Origin of the sequence: Sphingosinicella sp. CPCC 101087, from assembly GCF_004151485.1 — a bacterium.
Taxonomy (GTDB): Bacteria; Pseudomonadota; Alphaproteobacteria; order Sphingomonadales; family Sphingomonadaceae; genus Allosphingosinicella.
Genome location: NZ_SBFF01000008.1, coordinates 87,687 through 105,928, shown reverse-complemented (window position 1 = coordinate 105,928; position 18,242 = coordinate 87,687). Strand labels below are relative to the sequence as shown.

The 18,242-nt window shown below is 66.1% G+C and carries 18 protein-coding genes and 1 tRNA gene; 9 read left to right on the top strand and 10 right to left on the bottom strand.

Translation table 11 applies throughout. The annotated features are described in order from the left end of the window. The first annotated feature begins 235 nt into the window (after nt 1-235). The 5 genes from EKM57_RS13570 (at nt 236) to EKM57_RS13550 (ending at nt 3,873) form a co-directional block, all read left to right on the top strand. A complete protein-coding gene (locus EKM57_RS13570; protein ID WP_129793047.1) occupies nt 236-1,456 on the top strand; it encodes a Gfo/Idh/MocA family protein in 1,221 nt (406 codons plus the stop codon). A gap of 149 nt (nt 1,457-1,605) precedes the next feature. Then, nucleotides 1,606-2,193 (top strand): uridine kinase, encoded by a 588-nt coding sequence (locus EKM57_RS13565; protein WP_129793046.1) that lies wholly within the window; start codon nt 1,606-1,608, stop codon nt 2,191-2,193. A gap of 98 nt (nt 2,194-2,291) precedes the next feature. Next, nucleotides 2,292-2,753, top strand: coding sequence for a helix-turn-helix transcriptional regulator (locus EKM57_RS13560; RefSeq protein ID WP_243451042.1), 462 nt, complete (start codon nt 2,292-2,294; stop codon nt 2,751-2,753). Beyond that, entirely contained in the window at nt 2,750-3,223 is a 474-nt protein-coding gene (locus EKM57_RS13555) for an SRPBCC family protein (RefSeq protein WP_129793045.1), read from the top strand. The genes EKM57_RS13560 and EKM57_RS13555 overlap by 4 nt, the downstream gene beginning before the upstream one ends. Beyond that, nucleotides 3,220-3,873: a glutathione S-transferase family protein gene (locus EKM57_RS13550; protein ID WP_129793044.1), complete on the top strand. Its 654-nt coding sequence runs from the start codon at nt 3,220-3,222 to the stop codon at nt 3,871-3,873. The genes EKM57_RS13555 and EKM57_RS13550 overlap by 4 nt, the downstream gene beginning before the upstream one ends. A gap of 235 nt (nt 3,874-4,108) precedes the next feature. Here EKM57_RS13550 and EKM57_RS13545 read toward each other — a convergent pair. Further along, a tRNA-Arg gene (locus EKM57_RS13545) sits at nt 4,109-4,185 on the bottom strand. A gap of 165 nt (nt 4,186-4,350) precedes the next feature. On the opposite strand from EKM57_RS13545, the gene EKM57_RS13540 reads away from it, so the two are divergent. Together EKM57_RS13540 and EKM57_RS13535 are read left to right on the top strand one after the other, a co-directional pair. After that, nucleotides 4,351-4,875 (top strand): cytochrome P460 family protein, encoded by a 525-nt coding sequence (locus tag EKM57_RS13540; protein WP_129793043.1) that lies wholly within the window; start codon nt 4,351-4,353, stop codon nt 4,873-4,875. Nucleotides 4,876-4,969: 94 nt separating this feature from the next. Next, complete coding sequence (locus EKM57_RS13535; protein ID WP_129793042.1) at nt 4,970-5,704, top strand: queuosine precursor transporter; 735 nt, start codon at nt 4,970-4,972, stop codon at nt 5,702-5,704. Between the two features lie 5 nt (nt 5,705-5,709). Here EKM57_RS13535 and EKM57_RS13530 read toward each other — a convergent pair whose 3' ends face one another. The 5 genes from EKM57_RS13530 to EKM57_RS13510 form a co-directional block, all read right to left on the bottom strand. Beyond that, a complete protein-coding gene (locus EKM57_RS13530; RefSeq protein WP_129793041.1) occupies nt 5,710-6,096 on the bottom strand; it encodes a YkvA family protein in 387 nt (128 codons plus the stop codon). Nucleotides 6,097-6,163: 67 nt separating this feature from the next. Further along, nucleotides 6,164-7,594: an MFS transporter gene (locus EKM57_RS13525; protein ID WP_243451041.1), complete on the bottom strand. Its 1,431-nt coding sequence runs from the start codon at nt 7,592-7,594 to the stop codon at nt 6,164-6,166. A 10-nt stretch (nt 7,595-7,604) separates the two neighbouring features. Beyond that, nucleotides 7,605-8,786 carry an acetyl-CoA C-acyltransferase gene (locus EKM57_RS13520; RefSeq protein ID WP_129793040.1) on the bottom strand — a complete coding sequence of 394 codons (1,182 nt, stop codon included), beginning with the start codon at nt 8,784-8,786 and terminating at the stop codon, nt 7,605-7,607. A gap of 46 nt (nt 8,787-8,832) precedes the next feature. After that, a complete protein-coding gene (locus EKM57_RS13515) occupies nt 8,833-9,288 on the bottom strand; it encodes a MaoC family dehydratase (RefSeq protein WP_129793039.1) in 456 nt (151 codons plus the stop codon). Nucleotides 9,289-9,457: 169 nt separating this feature from the next. Next, a complete protein-coding gene (locus EKM57_RS13510; protein ID WP_256386895.1) occupies nt 9,458-9,901 on the bottom strand; it encodes an Lrp/AsnC ligand binding domain-containing protein in 444 nt (147 codons plus the stop codon). Between the two features lie 121 nt (nt 9,902-10,022). Between EKM57_RS13510 and putA the strand changes: the two genes are divergently transcribed. Further along, complete coding sequence (gene putA, locus EKM57_RS13505) at nt 10,023-13,034, top strand: bifunctional proline dehydrogenase/L-glutamate gamma-semialdehyde dehydrogenase PutA (RefSeq protein ID WP_129793037.1); 3,012 nt, start codon at nt 10,023-10,025, stop codon at nt 13,032-13,034. A gap of 61 nt (nt 13,035-13,095) precedes the next feature. On the opposite strand, the gene EKM57_RS13500 is transcribed toward putA, so the two are convergent. The 4 genes from EKM57_RS13500 to EKM57_RS21930 are packed head-to-tail and all read right to left on the bottom strand — an operon-like array spanning nt 13,096 to nt 16,924. After that, a complete protein-coding gene (locus tag EKM57_RS13500) occupies nt 13,096-14,292 on the bottom strand; it encodes a mechanosensitive ion channel family protein (RefSeq protein WP_129793036.1) in 1,197 nt (398 codons plus the stop codon). Next, nucleotides 14,258-15,313, bottom strand: a complete 1,056-nt coding sequence (locus EKM57_RS13495) for a DNA topoisomerase IB (RefSeq protein WP_206185435.1) — start codon at nt 15,311-15,313, stop codon at nt 14,258-14,260. The genes EKM57_RS13500 and EKM57_RS13495 overlap by 35 nt, the downstream gene beginning before the upstream one ends. A 38-nt stretch (nt 15,314-15,351) precedes the next feature. Next, entirely contained in the window at nt 15,352-16,782 is a 1,431-nt protein-coding gene (locus EKM57_RS13490; protein WP_129793035.1) for a DUF5935 domain-containing protein, read from the bottom strand. Further along, nucleotides 16,775-16,924, bottom strand: a complete 150-nt coding sequence (locus tag EKM57_RS21930; RefSeq protein ID WP_165357424.1) for a hypothetical protein — start codon at nt 16,922-16,924, stop codon at nt 16,775-16,777. The genes EKM57_RS13490 and EKM57_RS21930 overlap by 8 nt, the downstream gene beginning before the upstream one ends. 111 nt (nt 16,925-17,035) lie before the next feature. On the opposite strand from EKM57_RS21930, the gene EKM57_RS13485 reads away from it, so the two are divergent. Further along, on the top strand, nt 17,036-18,238 hold the full coding sequence (locus EKM57_RS13485) for a TIGR04063 family PEP-CTERM/XrtA system glycosyltransferase (protein ID WP_129793034.1): 1,203 nt from the start codon (nt 17,036-17,038) through the stop codon (nt 18,236-18,238). The last annotated feature ends 4 nt before the right edge of the window (nt 18,239-18,242 follow it).

Genomic DNA, 18,242 nt, shown 5'->3' with positions numbered 1-18,242 from the left:
ACGGCCCTTGCCCCTTCGACATTCCGGATCGGTTGCAGAGCGGCGTCGGCGACGATCCCGGCCGACGAGGACCGGCTGCCCAAGCGTCCGCGGCTTCAGCCCTGCCCCGGCCGGGACCTTCGCGTCGAGGGGCTTTCCGTTACCGAACATGGCGGCTTCACCAGCCGCATCCCGCTGGTGGTGCGATCCGCAGCGACGTGCGAAAGAGGCGGCAAGATCGGACAGGAGGCAGAAGATGATCCGAGATGGCGTGACCCGCCGGGGAATATTGGGGGGAGGCGTGATGGTCGCCTCCCTCGCGATGGCTCCCAGCCCGGCCGCCGCGTTGCTGCAGGCTCGCGGCGCCGCCCGCGCGGCGGGTCAGCCGATGCCGAACGGAGTCGAACTCCCCGCCACCCCGCCGCGGCGAAATCGGCCGGACAGCGTCGGATTCGCGGTCGTCGGGCTTGGTGACTATGCGCTGAGGCAGATGATGCCGCGGTTCACGCAGGCACGGCGAGCGCATGTCGCCGCCCTCGTGTCCGGCAACCCCGAAAAGCTGCAGCGCGTGGGCGAGGCCTATGGCGTTCCACCGGACGCGCGCTACTCGTACGACACGTTTTCGGACATGGCTTCGGACAACCGGATCGACGCCGTCTATATCGTCCTTCCCAGCGGCCTGCATGCGGACTGGACCCTCCGGGCCTTTGCAGCCGGCAAGCACGTCCTGTGCGAGAAACCGATGGCGCTCTCCAGTGCCGAATGCGAGCGCATGATCGCGGCGGGCCGCCGAGCTAACCGCATGCTCATGATAGCCTATCGTTCGCACTTCGAGCCGCACAATCGGGAGGCCATGGAGCTGATGGCGCAAGCGGCCGTCGGAGAGCTTCGGCTGCTTCGAACCGAGCAATCCTATCGAATGGGTCCGACGAGTCCGAGCGAGAATTGGCGGGTGAACCGCGCCCTGGCGGGAGGCGGCCCGCTGGAGGATCTGGGGATATACGGCCTCCAGGCCGCGCTCTACCTGACGCGCGAGATGCCGGAGAGGATCAGCGCCACCAGCTTCCAGCCTGCTGGCGATCCTCGTTTCTCTGAGATCTTCGCCCATGTCGCCTCGCAATGGCGGTTTCCGTCCGGTGCGGTGGCGCATCTCGCCACATCCTATGACTCTTCGGGGACCAATTTCGTCCACGCGCGCGGCACCACGGGAGCGCTGATCATGGACCCGGCGACCAACTATTCGGGCCAGAAGATGACGTTGGAGGGACGCGACCGGCGCGAGATCAGGCCGGGCGACCCCGAAGTCCAGTTTGCGGGCCAGCTCGACCATTTCGCCGATGCGATCCGCGACGGCACCCTTATCAGGACGCCCGGCGAAATGGGCCTGCGCGACCTGCGCCTGATCGAGGCGATATACGCCTCCGCGGAGTCCGGCCGGACGATCGACCTGAACCCGGACGGGACGATGAGGCGCTGAGGCGCTCAAGGTTAGCGAGACGCACCGCCGGCCAAGGCCAGAAGCATGAGGACATGGACTCCCATGGTGGCTGGGGCACGTGCCTCGATCAACTCGAAGCACTGGCAGGACTATTCTGAAGCACGGAGTTGGGAGGCGTGACCATTCCAATGATCGCGAGCAGCTGGGCCGAGATCTCGGATCTGATCGCCGCGCGCACCAATGGCAGGGTCCGGCCCTTCATCGCTGCCCTTGATGGCCGTAGCGGCGCTGGCAAGTCGACGCTGGCACGGTCCCTTGCTGAAAAGCTCGACGCTGTCGTCATTGAGGGAGACGACTTCTATGCGGGCGGGATCGAGCTTCGGACTGATAGTCCCGCATCCCGGGCGGCCAGTTGTATCGACTGGACCAGGCAGCGGGCCGTGCTGGAAGCCCTGTCGGCCGGACAGCAGGCTCGATGGCGAGCGTTCGACTGGAATGCTTTCGACGGGCGGCTATGCGATGAGCCGACGAGGGTCGAACCAAGGCCGATCGTCATCCTCGAAGGTGTCTATGCCGCACGTCCGGACCTGGCCGACCTGATAGATCTGCGGGTGGTACTCGTGGTGTCAAACAATGTGCGCCTGGAGCGTTTGGCCGCGCGGGAAGGAGGGGTCGGTCCCTGGGAGCGGCAGTGGCATGAAGCGGAGGAGTTTTACTTCACCGAAGTGATGCCTCCGACAAGGTTTGACATCATTTTAGAAGCTTCCGCGGTCTAGCGAACCGGCACCACGCGCCGCCGTTCGGGGACTTGGATCGAAAAGTCCAACGACACTCTGGCATAGCTTGAGCGCTCCTGCCCCTGCAAACCGGCACCATGCCGCTGGGCGGCCAGATCCTCCTGTTTTCCCAAAGCGCCACACTTGCTGCTCGGCTCCTCGCCAATGCCTGGTTGACACCCGATCCATTCGGCTCAATACTTAAGTGTATGCTACAGTATCGATCCGAGCCGCTCAACCTCGCTTTCCAGGCGCTGTCTGATCCGGGCCGTCGTGCCATGATCGAGCATCTAAGCTCCGGTCCCGCTTCGGTCAGCGAGCTTGCCAAGCCTCTGCCGATGACCCTGTCGGCCGTCGTCCAGCACCTGAAGATTTTGGAAGAAGCCGGACTGGTGAAGAGCGACAAGGTGGGCCGCGTGCGCACCTGCAGGTTGGACATCCGGACCATGAGCCAGGTCGAGCGCTGGATCGCTGAGCGCAAGCGCTTCTGGGAACAGCAATATGATCGACTAGAAATCTACCTGGCCAAGACCAGCCCTAATGAGGAGGAGTCCCAATGACCGTCACCAACGCCACGTTCTCCATTGAGCGGGTGCTGAACGCCTCCCCAAAACAGGTCTTCGCAGCTTATAGCAGTCTTGAAGCCAAAAGCGCCTGGTTCAAGGCGCCAGCGGACATCGAGACTCTAAATCGGGACCTCGACTTCCGCGTCGGCGGCAAAGAACGCTTTCAGGCCCGCTGGCAAAGCGGCCTCATCACTGACTTTCAGGCCATCTATCATGACATCGTTGAGAATGAGCGCATCATCCTCGTCTACGACCTGTTGCACAACGACGATAAGCTGTCCGTCTCGCTGCTCACGTTAGAGTTTCGGCCGGAGGGCGGGAAGACGCGGCTGATCCATACCGAACAGGGTTCCTATCTCATCGGCGGAGACGATGCGGTCGCTGGCCGGGAGCACGGCACCACGTGGCATATCGACAACCTAGTGGCCGTGATCGAAGGCCGAGACGCGAGGGCCTTCGCATGACGATCGAGCTTTTCGCTCACCCATTCTCCTCTTATTGTCAGAAGGCGCTCATAGCCTTCTACGAAAACGATGTCCCTTTCACCTACCGCATGATGGAGGACGCAGGTGTCGCGGAGGAGCTTGCATCCGTTTGGCCGATGAAGCGATTTCCGATCATCAGGGAGGCTGATCGCGTGGTCATGGAGGCCACGATTATCATCGAGTACCTCCAGCTTCATCATCCCGGACCGGTAAAGCTGATCCCCGATGATCCCGACCTCGCGCTCGAGGTGCGGATGCTCGACCGCTTCTTCGACAACTATGTTATGACACCGCAAGGCAAGTTCGTGTTCGACGCGATGCGCCCCGTCGAAAACCGCGATCCCTATGGTGTCGAAGACGCCCGTAAGATGCTCGACACCAGCTACGGCTGGCTGGACCAGCGAATGCAAGGCCGCACTTGGGTGGCGGGCGACATCTTTACCCTTGCAGACTGTGCCGCCGCCCCCTCCTTATTTTACGCCGATTGGACGCATCGCATACCCGAGCAGTACACTAACCTCGTCGCCTATCGCGCGCGCCTGCTGCAGCGCCCTTCATTCGCCCGAGCGGTGGAAGAAGCCAGAGGCTTTCGGCATTACTTCCCGTTAGGCGCGCCCGACCGAGATTAGGTGTTCGCGCAATTGCAGCCATCGATTTTCGGGGGGCACAGCACGCAGAAGCAGCCCCGATGATGTTCGCCATGGCTTTTGGAGAAGGCATCGTTCTTCGGCTGAAGCCGCATGTCTGCTCTCGCCATCGCATGGAGAGAAGCGGACCTTCTGCTTCCTGCCAAAGTTGCCATTCCATCCCCCCTCGTCTGTCGGGTGAACGCGGAAACGGCAGATTTCTGCGGCTTTGAAGAAATGGCGCGCCCGGCAGGACTCGAACCTGCGACCCCAAGCTTAGAAGGCTCGTGCTCTATCCAGCTGAGCTACGGGCGCCCGAGGCCGCTCTAGCGTGCTTTGACGCCGATCGGAACCGTGCTGGTCCGTTCGATCGTCGCCGCACCAGCCTTTCGCCGGCAACAAGCCGACGTTCGCCCGCGTCGCCCTTGCAACGGTGCGTTCGCGACCGGCTCTTCTTCCGGCATTTGCAGGAAGGCACGCATGCGCCAACGAAGGCTCGGCCCCCGCTTCGTCTTGATCGTGGCGATCGCAGCCCTGGCGGCGGCCGCTTCGACGGGGCCGGGACAGAGGGGTGCAACCGGTACGGCGCGGCGCGGGTACGAACCCGCCATCGCCTTTCCGCAGGGCTACAGGCAGTGGACCCATGTGAAGAGCGCGCTGCTCTGGCCATCGACGCCCGAGAACGAGACCTTCAGCGGCCTGCACAATATCTATGCCGACGAAGCGGCAATGACCGGCTATCGGACCGGCACCTTTCCGGAACGTTCGGTGATCGTCTTCGATCTCTTCGACCTGGAGGCGGTCGGCGGCGGCCTCGAGCCTGGTCGTCGCAAATCCGTCGACGTGATGGTGAGGGACAGCTCCGCTCGCGGCGGCTGGAGGTTCGAGCGGTTCCGCGAGGGGCGCCCGACCGATCGCGTCGATGACCGGACCAGGACCCTGTGCCTGGAATGCCATCTCGCCGAGCGGGACGGCGACGGCGTCTTCAGCACGTTTGTCGAGTGAGGGTCTGCCATGCCCCGCCGCGCGCGACTTCGGCAATTCGTTTCGGCTGGAAAACCGATTCCCTCTTCCGCGCAAACCGTTTTATGGGAAGGCGATGACCGAGGGGCGGGTGAGAGCGATAGAGGCGTCCAGACTGACGGGCGCGCGGCTCCTCTATTTCGATTTCGTCATGGCGGCGTTCGTGACCGTCCTGCTGCTGTCCAACGTGCTCGGCGCCGGCAAGGTGGCCGTAATCGAACTCCCCGGAATCGGCGCGTGGCCGTTCGGCGCCGGCATCCTCTTCTTCCCCGTCTCCTACGTGATCGGAGATGTGCTCACCGAGGTCTACGGCTATGCGCGGGCGCGGCGCTGCATCTGGGCCGGCTTCTGCGCGCTCCTGTTCATGGCCTTCATGGCCTTCGTCGTCGTCGCGCTGCCGCCGGCAGCGGACTGGACCGGCCAGGAGGCCTATGAACAGGTATTCGGGCAGGTGCCGCGGATCGTGTTCGCCTCGATCATCGCCTTCTGGGTCGGAGAGTTCGTCAATTCCTACGTGCTCGCGAAGATGAAGATCTGGACTCGCGGACGTTATCTGTGGACGCGGACGATCGGTTCGACGGTGGCGGGGCAGGGGGTGGACAGCCTGATCTTCTATCCGCTCGCTTTCTACGGCCTGTGGGACAATTCGACCCTGGTCATCGTGCTGCTGACCCAATGGGCGCTGAAGGTCGGCTGGGAAGCGGTGCTGACGCCGGTGACCTATGCCGCCGTCGGATTCCTCAAGCGGCGCGAGGGCATGGATGTCTATGACGAGGGGACCGACTTCACGCCGTTTCGGGCGCAGGTCTGACCGTTTCAGTCGTAGGACCAGCGGATCAGCGACCAGGCGAGCAGGGCTAGGCCGATCCAGATCGCCAGGACGATGAGGATGCCGGCGCGCTTGCGCGGCCGTTCGGCGGCGGTGCTTGCTGCCGCCCGATGCTCTTCGAACTGCCCAGGCGGCAGCATCTTCACGAACAGCCAGATGCCGGCCGGAATGAGGATCGCGTCGTCGACCAGGCCGAGCACCGGAATGAAGTCCGGGATGAGATCGATCGGCGACAGTGCATAAGCAGCGATGAGCAGACCGAAGGCGCGCGCATGCCAGGGGGTGCGCGGATCGCGTGCGGCGAGCCAGACGGCATGCGCCTCGATCAGCAGCTTCTGCGTCAGCGACTGGCGGTTACGGCGGGGCTTGCGCATGGATCATCCTCGGCCGCAATTTCGCGACGTCTAGTCCTTCGCGGAGGCGATGGGCAGCGTGTGACGTTCAGGCTCCGGCTTTGCGGTCGAGGCCGCCCAGCGTCAGGAAGGCGCAAAGCGAGGTGGCGACGGCGAGCGCGGCGCCGACCAGCGATGCCTGATGATAGCCGTCGATCAACCCCTGCCCCTGCCGCGCGAGCACGGCGCCGAGCAGTGCGGTAGCTATCAGGCCGCCGGTGCGCGAAACTGCGCTGTTCAGCCCGGAGGCGGTTCCGACATGACCTTCGTCGACGGCACTCAGCACCGCTGTCGTGAGCGGTGCGACGGCGATCGCCATGCCGACCGAGATGGCGAGGATCGATGGAAGGACGGTCGTCCAATAGTCCGAATCGATCCCGATCCTCAGCCCGAGCCCGAATCCAGCGGCCACGACCAGCGGCCCGATCGTCAGCGGCCAGCGCGGACCGATCCGCGCTGCCAGCTTGCCCATCAGCGGCGACGCAGCGGCGATGACGATCGGAAAGGGCAGCAAAGCCGATCCCGCCGTTACCGCGGCATAGCCGGCCGCCTCGATCAGCGTGTAGGGCAGCAGCACCAGGAGCCCGCCGAGCGCGCCGTAGAGCAGGAAGGTGAGGATCGTCAGGCCGACGAAGGGGCGCGAGCCGAACAGGTCGAGCGGCACCATCGCCTGCGCGCCGCGCCGCCGCTCGATGAAGAGAAAGAGGAAGGCGAGCATGAGGCCGCCGGCGAGGCTTGGCAGGATCGTCGCCTCCATGCCGTTGCCGGCGGTCCAGACGGTCAGGCCCCAGGTGAGCGCCCCGAGCGCCAGCGTGGCGCCGAGCGCGCCCGGCCAGTCCGGCTTTGTCCGGCTGCCCTGCCGGCTTTCGGGCACGTAGCGCCAGCCGAGCCAGATCGCCGCGGCGGCGACCGGCAGGTTGATGAGGAAGATGGCCGGCCAGCCGACCGAATCGACCAGCCAGCCGCCGATCAGGGGCGCGATCGCCCCGGCCGCGGCGCCGGCTGCCGCCCAGGTACCGACCGCGCGGCCGCGCTGCTCGCCGGAAAAGGCCGCGCTCAGAATGGCGAGGCTGTTGGGCAGCAGCATCGCCGCGCCGAGCCCCTGAAGCGCGCGCCCGGCCAGGAACAGGGGCAGGCTGGGCGCGGCGGCGCAGAGCAAGGAGGCGGCGGCGAAGAGGAGGATTCCGCCGATCAGCAGCCGGCGCCGGCCATAGAGATCGCCCGCCGCGCCGCCGATCAGCAGAAGCGCCGACAAAGGCAGCAGGAAGGCGTTGATGACCCACTGCACCTCGGCCGTCGCCGCATCGAAGCTTCGCCCGATCGCCGGCAGCGCGACGTTGAGCACCGAACCGTCGATGAAGGCGAGGCTCGAGGCGAGAATGGTGGTGGCGAGGACCAGTCGCGGATGCTCGACCCGGCCGCCTCCGGGCGCCGCGGAAGCCATCCCGCGGTCGCAGCCGAAGGAGAGCTGCGCGGTCACCGTCGCGAGCCTAGAGTATCTCGAACAGTCCCGCCGCGCCCATGCCGCCGCCGACGCACATCGTGACCACGACATGCTTCACGCCGCGCCGCTTGCCTTCGAGCAGGGCATGGCCGGTAAGGCGCGCGCCCGACATGCCATAGGGGTGGCCGATCGAGATGGCGCCGCCATTGACGTTGAGCCGGTCTTCGGGAATGCCGAGCTGGTCCTGGCAGTAGAGCACCTGGACGGCGAAGGCCTCGTTCAATTCCCACAAGCCGATGTCGTCGACGGTGAGACCGAAGCGCTTCAGCAGCTTGGGTACCGCGAAGACCGGGCCGATTCCCATCTCGTCGGGCTCTGTGCCGGCCACCGCCATGCCGACATAGCGCCCGAGCGGCTCGAGACCGCGTTCGGCGGCCAAGCCGGCCTCCATCAGCACGCAGGCCGATGCGCCGTCGGACAACTGGCTCGCATTGCCGGCGGTGATCATCGCCTCCGGCCCCATCACCGGCTGAAGCGCGCGCAGACCCTCGATCGTCGTGTCGGGGCGATTGCCCTCGTCGCGCGTGATCGTGACTTCCTTCATCGAGGTTTCGCCGGTCTCCTTGTCCTTGACCGCCATCTTGGTCGTGACCGACACGATCTCGTCGTCGAACTTGCCGGCGGCCTGGGCGGCGGCGGTGCGCTGCTGCGAGCGCAGAGCATATTCGTCCTGCCGCTCGCGACTCACCGAATAGCGCTTGCCGACCACCTCGGCGGTGCTGATCATCGGCATGTAGATGCCATTGTGCATCGACAGGAGGTCGGGGTCGGGCCCGAGCCGCATCTCCGGGGTCTGCACGAGGCTGATCGATTCGACGCCGCCCGCGACCATCACGTCCATCCGGTCGACGATGATCTGCTTGGCTGCCGTCGCGATCGCCATCAGCCCCGAGGCGCACTGGCGGTCGATCGACATTCCGGCAACGGTGACCGGCAGGCCCGATCGCAGGGCGGCGGTGCGGCCGATGGTCGTCTGGACGCCCTGCTGGAGCGCGGCGCCCATGACGACGTCGTCGATTTCGGCGGGATCGGCCTTCGCCCGCTCGACCGCGGCCTTGATGGCGTAGCTGGCGAGCGTAGGTGAGGGCGTGGCGTTGAACGCGCCGCGATAGGCCTTGCCGATCGGGGTGCGGGCGGTGGAGACGATGACGGCTTCACGGGTTGCCATGACAATCCTTTCTGACTTGCTCCCCGGCAAGGCCCCGGGGGAATCGTTACACGAAGATCAGTCCGATCCAGTCGGCGATCAAGGCGGGCTTGTTCTCGCCTTCGATCTCGACCGTGACATTGTGCAGGAACTGCCACTGGCCGGGACGCTTCTCCTCGGCCGAGACGAGGATGAAGCGGCCGCGGACGCGCTTTCCCGATTGGACGGGAGCAAGGAATCTCACCTTCTCGAAGCCGTAGTTGACGGCCATCCGCATCTTCTCGGGCCGGAGCATCACGTCCGCCGCCATCCGGCTCAGCAGCGACAAAGTGAGGAAACCATGCGCGACGGTGCCGCCGAACGGGGTCCTCGCCGCGGCCTCGGGATCGACATGGATGAACTGATGATCGTCGGTCACGTCGGCGAAGGCGTCGATCGCCTGCTGGTCGACCAGGATCCAGTCGGACAGGCCGATCTCGCTCCCGACCTTCGCGCGTATCTCGTCGATCGTGGCGACCGGCATTGAGCCTCCCTGGCGGCCGTTGGAGCGGCACGCATAGGGCCGCATCGCGGACTCGAACAAGCCCCGGGCGAAAGACGCTACGGCATGCTCGCAGCGTGCGCGCATGCGTGGCTGGAACGCCTTCACGGCGGCAACGCCCCCGGCCCAGGGCGATTCGCGCCGGCCCGGATCAGATCGGCAGCGCCGTCGTCGACTTCACCTCGTCCATCACGGCATAGGTGCGCGTCTCGCGCACGCCGGGAATCTCCGCGAGCACGTCGATCAGGAAGCGCCGATAGGCAGCCATGTCCTTGAGCCTGAGCTTGAGCAGATAGTCGAACCCGCCGGCCACCATATGGCATTCGAGTATCTCCGGACGCTGCGCGACCGCCTCGCTGAACTGACGGAAGACGTCGCCCGTCGTGCGGTCGAGCACCACTTCGACGAAGACGAGGAAGCTCTGGTCGAGCTTCTCCGGATCGAGCAACGCCGCATAGGTCTGGATATAGCCGCGCTCCTTGAGTCGCCGCATCCGGTCCAGGCAAGCGGAAGGCGAGATGGCGCAGCGGGAGGCCAGCTCCTGATTGGTGATGCGCCCGTCGGTCTGCAGGACACGCAGAAGCTTGCGATCCATTTCGTCGATCAAGAGATTATTCTCCCTGGGACCCATGTCACCGCATCCGATCCGGCGAATGGCGCGTAGATGCCGGATCTTACGTCAGCAATTCGGTCCTTTCCATGCTAATCGGCCATTCATGACCTCCACCGATCTCCAGGGCCTTCGGGCCGACGTCGCCAAACTCCATCGGGCACCCGAGCCGGACGTGCTCCGGCCGTTGATCGCGCGGTCCTCGCTCGACCCCGGCGCGCGCCAGCGCATCGAGGCGCGCGCGCGCGCCATGCTCGCCGACCTGCGGGGCGCGCAGGCCCGCGGCTGGGTCAACCAGTTCCTCCAGGAATATCGGCTGAACACCCAAGAAGGGGTCGCCTTGCTGTCCCTGGCCGAGGCGTTCCTGCGCGTTCCCGACCCGGAGACGGCCGACAGCCTCATCGCGGACAAGCTCGGCGAGGGCGACTGGCGCTCGCACAAGGGAAGGTCCAATTCCGGCCTGGTCAACAGCGCGACCTGGGGCCTGGTGATCGGCCGCGCGCTGGTCAGCGAGAGCGAGGAAGCGAGCGCTCTCAAGCGGCTGATCGGCCGGGTCGGCGAGCCGTTCGTCCGCCAGGCGGTGGGCGCGGCGATGCGCATGATGGGCGAGATCTTCGTCATGGGCCGGACGATCGGCGAAGCGATCGAGCGCATGCGCAAGCGCGAGAATGCGGGCTTCACCGCCAGCTTCGACATGCTCGGCGAAGCGGCGCGCACCTTTCCCGACGCCGATCGCTATTTCGCCGCCTACGAAGATGCGATCCGGGCGGTCGGCGCCGCGGCCGAAGAAGGTCATTCCGTCTCGGTCAAGTTGTCGGCGCTGCACCCGCGCTACGAGGTCGCGCAATATGAAAGTTGCGTGCCGGCGCTGATCGAGAAGGTGGAAGCGCTGGCCACCGCCGCCGCCCATCTGGGAATCGGCCTCACGATCGACGCCGAGGAGAGCGAGCGGCTCGAGATGAGCCTCGACATCATCGGCGCAGTCGCGGGACTACCGGCGCTGAAAGGTTGGAACGGCCTCGGAATGGCGGTGCAGGCCTATGGCAAGCGCTGCCGTCCGACCATCGCCTGGGCCGATGCGCTCGGCCAAAGAACCGGCCGGCGGATCGCCGTGCGTCTGGTCAAGGGCGCCTATTGGGATACCGAGATCAAGCGCACCCAGGAACAGGGCCTTTCCGATTATCCCCTGTTCACGCGCAAGGCGTCGACCGACGTCTCCTATCTCGCCTGCGCCCGCGACATGCTTGCCGCGAAGCATATCTATCCCGCCTTCGCGACCCACAATGCTCTCACCGTCGCCACCCTTCTCGAATGGGCCGGCGACAGCCGCGACTTCGAGTTCCAGCGGCTCCACGGCATGGGCGAGGGGCTGTACGAGAGCCTGGTCCGCAACCAGGGCTACAGCACCCGCATCTACGCGCCGGTCGGCGGCCATCGCGACCTGCTCGCCTACCTCGTGCGGCGCCTGCTCGAGAATGGCGCCAATTCCTCCTTCGTCCACCAGCTTGCCGACGAGAAGCTGACGGACGAGCAGATCCTCGCCGATCCGGTCGCCAAGGTGGCCGCGGTCGGCGGCACCCGCCACCCCTCGATCCCGCTGCCCAGGGACCTGTTCGCGCCCGAGCGACCGAACAGCGAGGGACTCGACCTCAACGACCGGCCGGAGCTCGAACGAGTCGCCAGAAGCGTAAGCGGCAAGCTCGAATGGCAGCCTGCCGTGACCTCGGCCGGCGAGCATCCCGAAACGTGCCGCCGCGAAGCGAGGCAGAAGGTGGATCGCGCGCTCGCCGGATTTGCCGCGTGGACCAGCCGCAGCGTCGACGAAAGAGCGGCCTGCCTCGAGCGGCTCGCCGACCTGCTCGAGCGCGACCGCGACACCTTGATGCGCATCGCCGTGCAGGAAGCGAAGAAGACCATCCCCGATGCACTCGCCGAGGTGCGCGAGGCGGTCGACTTCTGCCGTTACTATGCGGCGCAAGGGCGCTCCGGACTGAAGCCGATCGAGCTGCCCGGCCCGACCGGCGAGCGCAACGTGATCCGGATGGAAGGGCGCGGCGTATTCGTCTGCATCGCGCCGTGGAACTTCCCGCTCGCCATCTTCCTCGGACAGGTCTCGGCGGCGCTCGTCACCGGCAACTGCGTCGTCGCCAAGCCGGCGCCGCAGACGCCGGAGATCGCCGCTTATGCGGTCGGGCTCGCCCATGGCGCCGGAATTCCGGAGGACGTGCTCGTGCTCGCCGCCGGCGGGCCGGACATGGGCGTTGCCCTGGTCGAGGATCCTCGCATTGCGGGAATCGCCTTCACCGGCTCCACCGCAACCGCCAAGCGCATCGCCCGCACGCTCGTCGCGGACGACGATCGGCCGCTCATCCCGTTCATCGCCGAGACCGGAGGAATCAACGCGATGATCGTCGATTCGACCGCCTTGCCCGAGCAGGTTGTGCAGGACGTGGTGACCTCCGCCTTCCGCTCGGCCGGCCAGCGCTGCTCGGCGCTGCGCCTGCTGGTGCTGCAGGAGGATATCGCCGCTCGGACGCTCGAGATGCTCGAGGGCGCGATGGACGCGCTGGTCGTCGGCGACCCGGCCGATCCGGCCACGGACGTCGGCCCCGTGATCGACCAGGGCGCCTATGACCGGCTGATGACCTATCGCGCCTCGCGGCAGAACAGCTGGATCAAGACCGTCGGGGCGCCGGCGGAAGGCCTTTACGTCCCGCCGACTTTGATCTCGAGCCCTTCGATCGAAGACCTGAAGAAGGAATGGTTCGGGCCACTGCTCCACGTCACGACCTGGAGCGCCGGGGAGCTTCCCGAGACGGTGCGGCGGATCAATGCCACCGGCTTCGGCCTCACCATGGGCCTGCACAGCCGCATCGCCCGCGCCGCCGAGACGGTCGAGGGCGTCGCGACGGTCGGCAATCTCTACGTCAACCGCTCGATGATCGGCGCGATCGTCGGCTCCCAGCCGTTCGGCGGGGAAGGCCTTTCGGGCACCGGTCCCAAGGCCGGCGGGCCCCAGTATCTGCCGCGCTTCTGCGCCGAACGGGTGACCAGCACCGACACGACCAGTTCCGGCGGCAACGCGACCTTGCTCAGCCTGGAGGATGTGGGGATCTAAGAGCCGCCTTCTCGGCGGGCCTGCGTCCGGATGACGTTTCCGACCTAAAAAGGGGCAGCGCCTAGGCCTTTTCCGGCGGCTCCGTTTCCTGCTCCTCGCGCGGCTCGACGGCGAACAGCCCCATCGGCGGGTAGGGCATGATCATCTTGCCGTCGGGGGCGGCGGTGAAGGTGGTCTGGGTCGGATAGGCGAACTCGACCCCCAGTTCGACGAAGCGGCGGATCATGCCGAGCATGATCCCCTGACGCACCTGCATCGACACGTCGAACTCCGGGCTCGTGACGTGGAAGACGAGCTCGAAATCGATGGACGAGGCACCGAACTGGAAGGCATGGCAGCGATCGAAGCGGGCGCGCGAAAGGCCGCTGACAATGGTCTTGAGCTCGTGCGGGATCTGCGCCAGCACATCCGGGGGCGTCTGGTAGATCACGCCGAAGTGCATGACGATCCGCCGCTCCTTGAGCAGCGCCCAGTTCTGAAGCTGCTGCTCGAGCAGCTTGGCGTTCGAGATCACCACTTCCTCGCCCCCCAGCGACCGGATCCGGGTCGTCTTCAGCCCGATCTGCTCGACCGTCCCCGTGGTCGTGCCGAAGGTGATCGTGTCGCCGCGGCGGAACGGGCGGTCAAAAATGATCGAGAGCGCCGCGAACAGGTCCGAGAAGATGCCTTGGGCGGCCAGGCCGATGGCGATGCCGCCGATGCCGAGCCCGGCGACGAGGCCGGTAACGTTCACGCCAAGATTGTCGAGGATGACGATGAAGGCGATCGCGAACAAGGCTATGGTGACGAACAGGCGGATGATCCCGACTGCCGAACTCAGCCGGCCCTGATCCGGCTCGTCGCGAAGCCTGTGCTCGATGAAGCCGAGCACCAGCTCGCGGCCCCAGATCGCCGCCTGGAGCGCGGCCGAGACGGTGAACAGCATGGTGGTCAGGCGCTGCAGGAAAGGGGGTGCGTCGGCCTGTGAGACGACCAGCTTCAGCGCCGTCATGACGATGAAGAACAGGCTGGTCTTGGCGAGCGCCCGGCCGAAGACGGTCCGCCAGCTGACCGTCAGCACCTCGCCCGCTTCGTCGTGATCACGGATCAGCTTGTAGCCGAACCGCCGCAGGCCGAGCAGGACCAGCATGATGAACGCCGCGGCGAGCGACGCCAGAAGAAGATCGAGGCTGTTGGCCGCCACCCAGTCGGCGATCTCGTGCCATCGCTGCGTCAGGCGGTCGTTAAGCGCTCCTGCTCCTGCCGTTCTGCCGCTCATCCGCTCGCTCTCGATTGCTGGGCTGCATGCTGCCTAGCGAGTCGAGAAAGGCGATCAAGCCCCGCTCGGCGCCGCTCAGATATTTGGATTTTCGGGGAAGGCGGGTCTCGGCGATGGCGGCGGCATCGCCGACCGCCTCGATCAGCGCGGGGTGGACATAGGATTTCCGGCTGATGGCCGGCGTATTGCCGAGCGCCTCGGCGACGGGAGCGATCACCGCTTTCAGGCGAATCCGGCCGCTCCCGCGGGCGCGCTTCACCATCTCCTCGAAGGCGATGACGCTGGCGCCCCAGGTGCGGAAATCCTTGGCGGTGAAGTCCTCGCCCATCGCCTCCTTGATATAGAGATTCACTTCGCTCGACGTGACGGGATGGGGCTGCCCATCCTCGTCAAGGAACTCGAACAGATGTTGGCCGGGCAGGTCCTGGGTACGCCGGGCGATCCGGGCGAGGCGCCGGTCGTTGACGATGATGGTGCGCTTGATCCCGCTCTTGCCGACATAGCTGATCCTGACGCGGCCGCCGCCGACCCGGGCATGCCGGTTGCGCAGGGTGGTCGCGCCGAAGCTCTTATTCTCCTTGGCATAGGCTTCGTTGCCGACGCGCATATGGGTCTCGTCGATCAGCCGGATCACGGCAGCGATGACCGCCGCGTAGCTCGTCGGATTTCCCTTTATATCCTCCTCGACCCGCTTGCGCAGCTTCGGCAGCTTGCGTCCGAACTCGGCGAGCCGCTCATATTTCAGCGAATCCTGCTGCGTCCTGAAATCGGGGTGGTAGCGATACTGCTTGCGGCCCTTGGCATCGTAGCCGATCGCCTGGATATGGCCGTTAGGGTCCGGGCAGAACCAGCAGCGCTCATAGGCTGGGGGCATGCCGATCGCATTCAGCCGCTCGATCTCCTCGCGCGCCGTGATGCGCTGTCCCCGGGCATCGAAATATTGCCAGTATCGGCCGCGGCGCTTTCGCGAGATGCCGGGCATACTGTCGTCGACATAGCAGAGGCCGCGGCGGTTGTTCATTGCCGACGCTTAATCGACGGGCTGCGGCGCGGTTCCCTTTACGCGACGGCGGGCAAGGCCGCCGGCCGGATCGGCCGGCGGCGCGCCTCGCGCTCGCGGCGGCTCACGATGCGATCGAAGGCGATCTGCACGCCGATCGCCATCCAGACGAAGGGCTGGAACGCGACCGCGACGAACAAGGAGCCGACGAGGTAGACGATCTGGAAATGCTGCAGCGCGGTCGCCAGCGGCGACACCCAGGCCATGTCGTCCCGGTCGCGATAGCGCCTTCGAAGCACCTCCATCCGCACCAGGCCGGTGCCGTGGATCAGCAGGAAGAGGAGAAGGCCCGGATAGCCCTGCTCGCCCAGCATTTCGAAATAGGCGCTGTGCCAGGCGCGTCCCTCGTCCGCTTCGGTGCGGGTGGCGACGAGCTGCACCTCGCCGAGATCCTGCTCGGCCACCGTGCGCACCTGTATCCGATTCTGCACGTAGGCTTCGAAGCCGCCGCCGAACGGCTTGCGCTGTACATATTCGAGGGTCCAGCCCCAGACGGCGAGGCGGGTGCTCGCGGACTGGTCGGCCTGATAGCCCTGGATCGTCCCCATCCGATCGGTGAAGGATTGCGGAAGGAAGGGAATGGCGACCAGCCCGAGAAAGCCGGCCGCGGCGATGTAGAGGATTCGGCGCTTGACGTCGCGAAGCATGAGGATGGCGAGCACGGCGATGCAGACCAGACCGGTCCGCGCCTCTGTCCCGACCGGCATCAACAGGCAGGCGAATATGAGGGCGCCGCAGAACAGCTTCACCATCAGGCCGGGCAGATTGCCCTTGCGAGGCTGCGCTATCGTCCCGCGGTTGGGCGAGGTGCCGGTGGCGCCCGCGACGGAGGCCTGATTCGGCGGGAAGATCGTGCCGAAGCGGGCGAACCAGAGAATGATCGGAATGAGGGCGATGGCGAAGGTGGAGATGATGCTGCCCTCGTACAGGCCGCTATTGTTCTCGACCATCAGGTTGAGCGCCCCGTAGCCGCCGCCCGAAAGAGCGGTCTTGATCCCGCCGACGATGATGATCAGCCCGGCCGAGAGGGTCATGAAGAGGAGCATCGCCTCGACCCGGAGCCGTGTCGTCAGGGTCAGGGGGAGGAAGATGCCGAAGGCCACTGCCTTCCAGGCCCAGTCCCATTTCTCCAGCGCCTCGAGCGGCATGTCGGCATACCAGGTGGTGAGGCCGCAATAGCCGAGCAGGATGAGCATGAGCAGTTGGCGCGGGGTGACGGCGAGGTCGCGTTTCCGGTCGGCGAAGAACCAGGCCGCCACCGCGAGCGCGGCCATGATCATCGAGATCGGGATGCTGTTGAGCAGATAATAAGAGAGGCGCTGCGGCGCGACGATATCGACATAGGCGTAGCCCAGGACGAACAGGAACGGCCGCTTCAGTCCGAGCGCGAGCAGGGCGGCGATGAATCCGACGAAGGCGAGATCACGCACCGGGCGGGCTCCAGCCACGCCGGTCCGCAGGCGGCTCCGGAGGATCAATCCGGTCGTCGTCGAGATCGGGGCGCGAGAGCAGGCGCCAGGCGGCGAGCAGCATCAGGCCGTGGGTGAGCGCGAGCGCGAAGCTGTCGATCATCGGCCCTTCACCTTTCCGCCCTTGCGTCCGAGGCGGTGCATCCGCCTGCCTCTGCCTCATAGGGGGCGGCGGTTGACGGGCCGTTAAGCCAATCGTGCCCATAAGCGCGAGATGCGCATCCTTCACCTTCTCGATCACGGCCTGCCGATGCACAGCGGCTATGCGTTCCGCACCCGCGCGATCGTCAAGGCGCAGCTCGCGCGCGGCTGGGAGGTCGCCTGCCTGACCAGTGCGCGCCATGCCGCCGACGGACCGGATCCGGAGGTCGTCGACGGAATCACCTTCCACCGCACGCCCCGGCTTCCGCCGATGCGCTCTCCGCTGCGCGAGTGGAGGGAGGTGCGGGCGCTTCGGATCCGGCTCGAACGGCTGATCGCCGACTGGCGGCCGGACCAGCTCCACGCCCATTCGCCGGTGCTCACCGCGCTTGCCGCCTTGCCGGTCGCGCGCCGACACCGATTGCCCCTGGTCTACGAGATTCGCGCCTTCTGGGAGGATGCGGCCGTCGGCAACGGGACCGGACGCGAAGGCTCGCTGCGCTACCGGCTGACCCGGATGATCGAGACGAGGGCGGCGGCCAGGGCCGACGCGGTCGCGGTGATCTGCGAAGGTCTGCGGCAGGATCTCGTTCGTCGCGGCATCCCCGCCGACAAGATCACCGTGTCGCCGAACGGGGTGGACATGGATCTGTTCGGCGCGCCGCTTCCGCCCGATCCGACCTTCGCCCGCATCCTCGGGCTCGAGGATGCCGAGTCGGTCGGCTTCATCGGCTCCTTCTACGATTATGAGGGGCTCGACGACCTTATCGCCGCCATGCCGCTCCTGGCGGCGCGGCGACCGAAGGCGCGGCTGCTGCTGGTGGGCGGCGGGCCGATGGAAGCGGCGCTGAAGGCGCAGGCGGCGGCATCCCCGGCCGCCGAGCGAATCCATTTCGCGGGGCGCGTGCCTCATGACGAGGTCGACCGTTATTATGCGCTGATCGACATCCTCGCTTATCCACGCAAGGCGATGCGGCTCACCGAGCTGGTGACGCCGCTGAAGCCGCTCGAGGCGATGGCGCAGCGCAAACTCGTCGCCGCGTCCGACGTCGGAGGCCATCGCGAGCTGATCGAGCATGGCGTCACCGGGACATTGTTCGCGCCGGGCGACCCTGCCGCCATCGCCGATGCGCTGAGCGACCTGTTCGACCGCCGCGACGATTGGGAAAGCCGCCGCGACGCCGCCCGGGCCTTCGTCGAGCGCGAGCGTAACTGGTCATCAAACATTTCCAACTATGCCCCTGTCTATCAGCGGCTTGCAGGCAAGGCTTTATGATTGC

Coding starts and splice junctions, on each gene's coding strand:
- putA (WP_129793037.1), top strand. CDS start 10,023: ATGACCTCCACCGATCTCCAGGGCCTTCGGGCCGACGTCGCCAAACTC.
- EKM57_RS13500 (WP_129793036.1), bottom strand. CDS start 14,292: ATGAGCGGCAGAACGGCAGGAGCAGGAGCGCTTAACGACCGCCTGACG.
- EKM57_RS13515 (WP_129793039.1), bottom strand. CDS start 9,288: ATGCCGGTCGCCACGATCGACGAGATACGCGCGAAGGTCGGGAGCGAG.
- EKM57_RS13555 (WP_129793045.1), top strand. CDS start 2,750: ATGACCGTCACCAACGCCACGTTCTCCATTGAGCGGGTGCTGAACGCC.
- EKM57_RS13550 (WP_129793044.1), top strand. CDS start 3,220: ATGACGATCGAGCTTTTCGCTCACCCATTCTCCTCTTATTGTCAGAAG.
- EKM57_RS13540 (WP_129793043.1), top strand. CDS start 4,351: ATGCGCCAACGAAGGCTCGGCCCCCGCTTCGTCTTGATCGTGGCGATC.
- EKM57_RS21930 (WP_165357424.1), bottom strand. CDS start 16,924: ATGATCGACAGCTTCGCGCTCGCGCTCACCCACGGCCTGATGCTGCTC.
- EKM57_RS13570 (WP_129793047.1), top strand. CDS start 236: ATGATCCGAGATGGCGTGACCCGCCGGGGAATATTGGGGGGAGGCGTG.
- EKM57_RS13495 (WP_206185435.1), bottom strand. CDS start 15,313: ATGAACAACCGCCGCGGCCTCTGCTATGTCGACGACAGTATGCCCGGC.
- EKM57_RS13530 (WP_129793041.1), bottom strand. CDS start 6,096: ATGCGCAAGCCCCGCCGTAACCGCCAGTCGCTGACGCAGAAGCTGCTG.
- EKM57_RS13565 (WP_129793046.1), top strand. CDS start 1,606: ATGATCGCGAGCAGCTGGGCCGAGATCTCGGATCTGATCGCCGCGCGC.
- EKM57_RS13485 (WP_129793034.1), top strand. CDS start 17,036: ATGCGCATCCTTCACCTTCTCGATCACGGCCTGCCGATGCACAGCGGC.
- EKM57_RS13510 (WP_256386895.1), bottom strand. CDS start 9,901: ATGGATCGCAAGCTTCTGCGTGTCCTGCAGACCGACGGGCGCATCACC.
- EKM57_RS13560 (WP_243451042.1), top strand. CDS start 2,292: ATGCCGCTGGGCGGCCAGATCCTCCTGTTTTCCCAAAGCGCCACACTT.
- EKM57_RS13520 (WP_129793040.1), bottom strand. CDS start 8,786: ATGGCAACCCGTGAAGCCGTCATCGTCTCCACCGCCCGCACCCCGATC.
- EKM57_RS13535 (WP_129793042.1), top strand. CDS start 4,970: ATGACCGAGGGGCGGGTGAGAGCGATAGAGGCGTCCAGACTGACGGGC.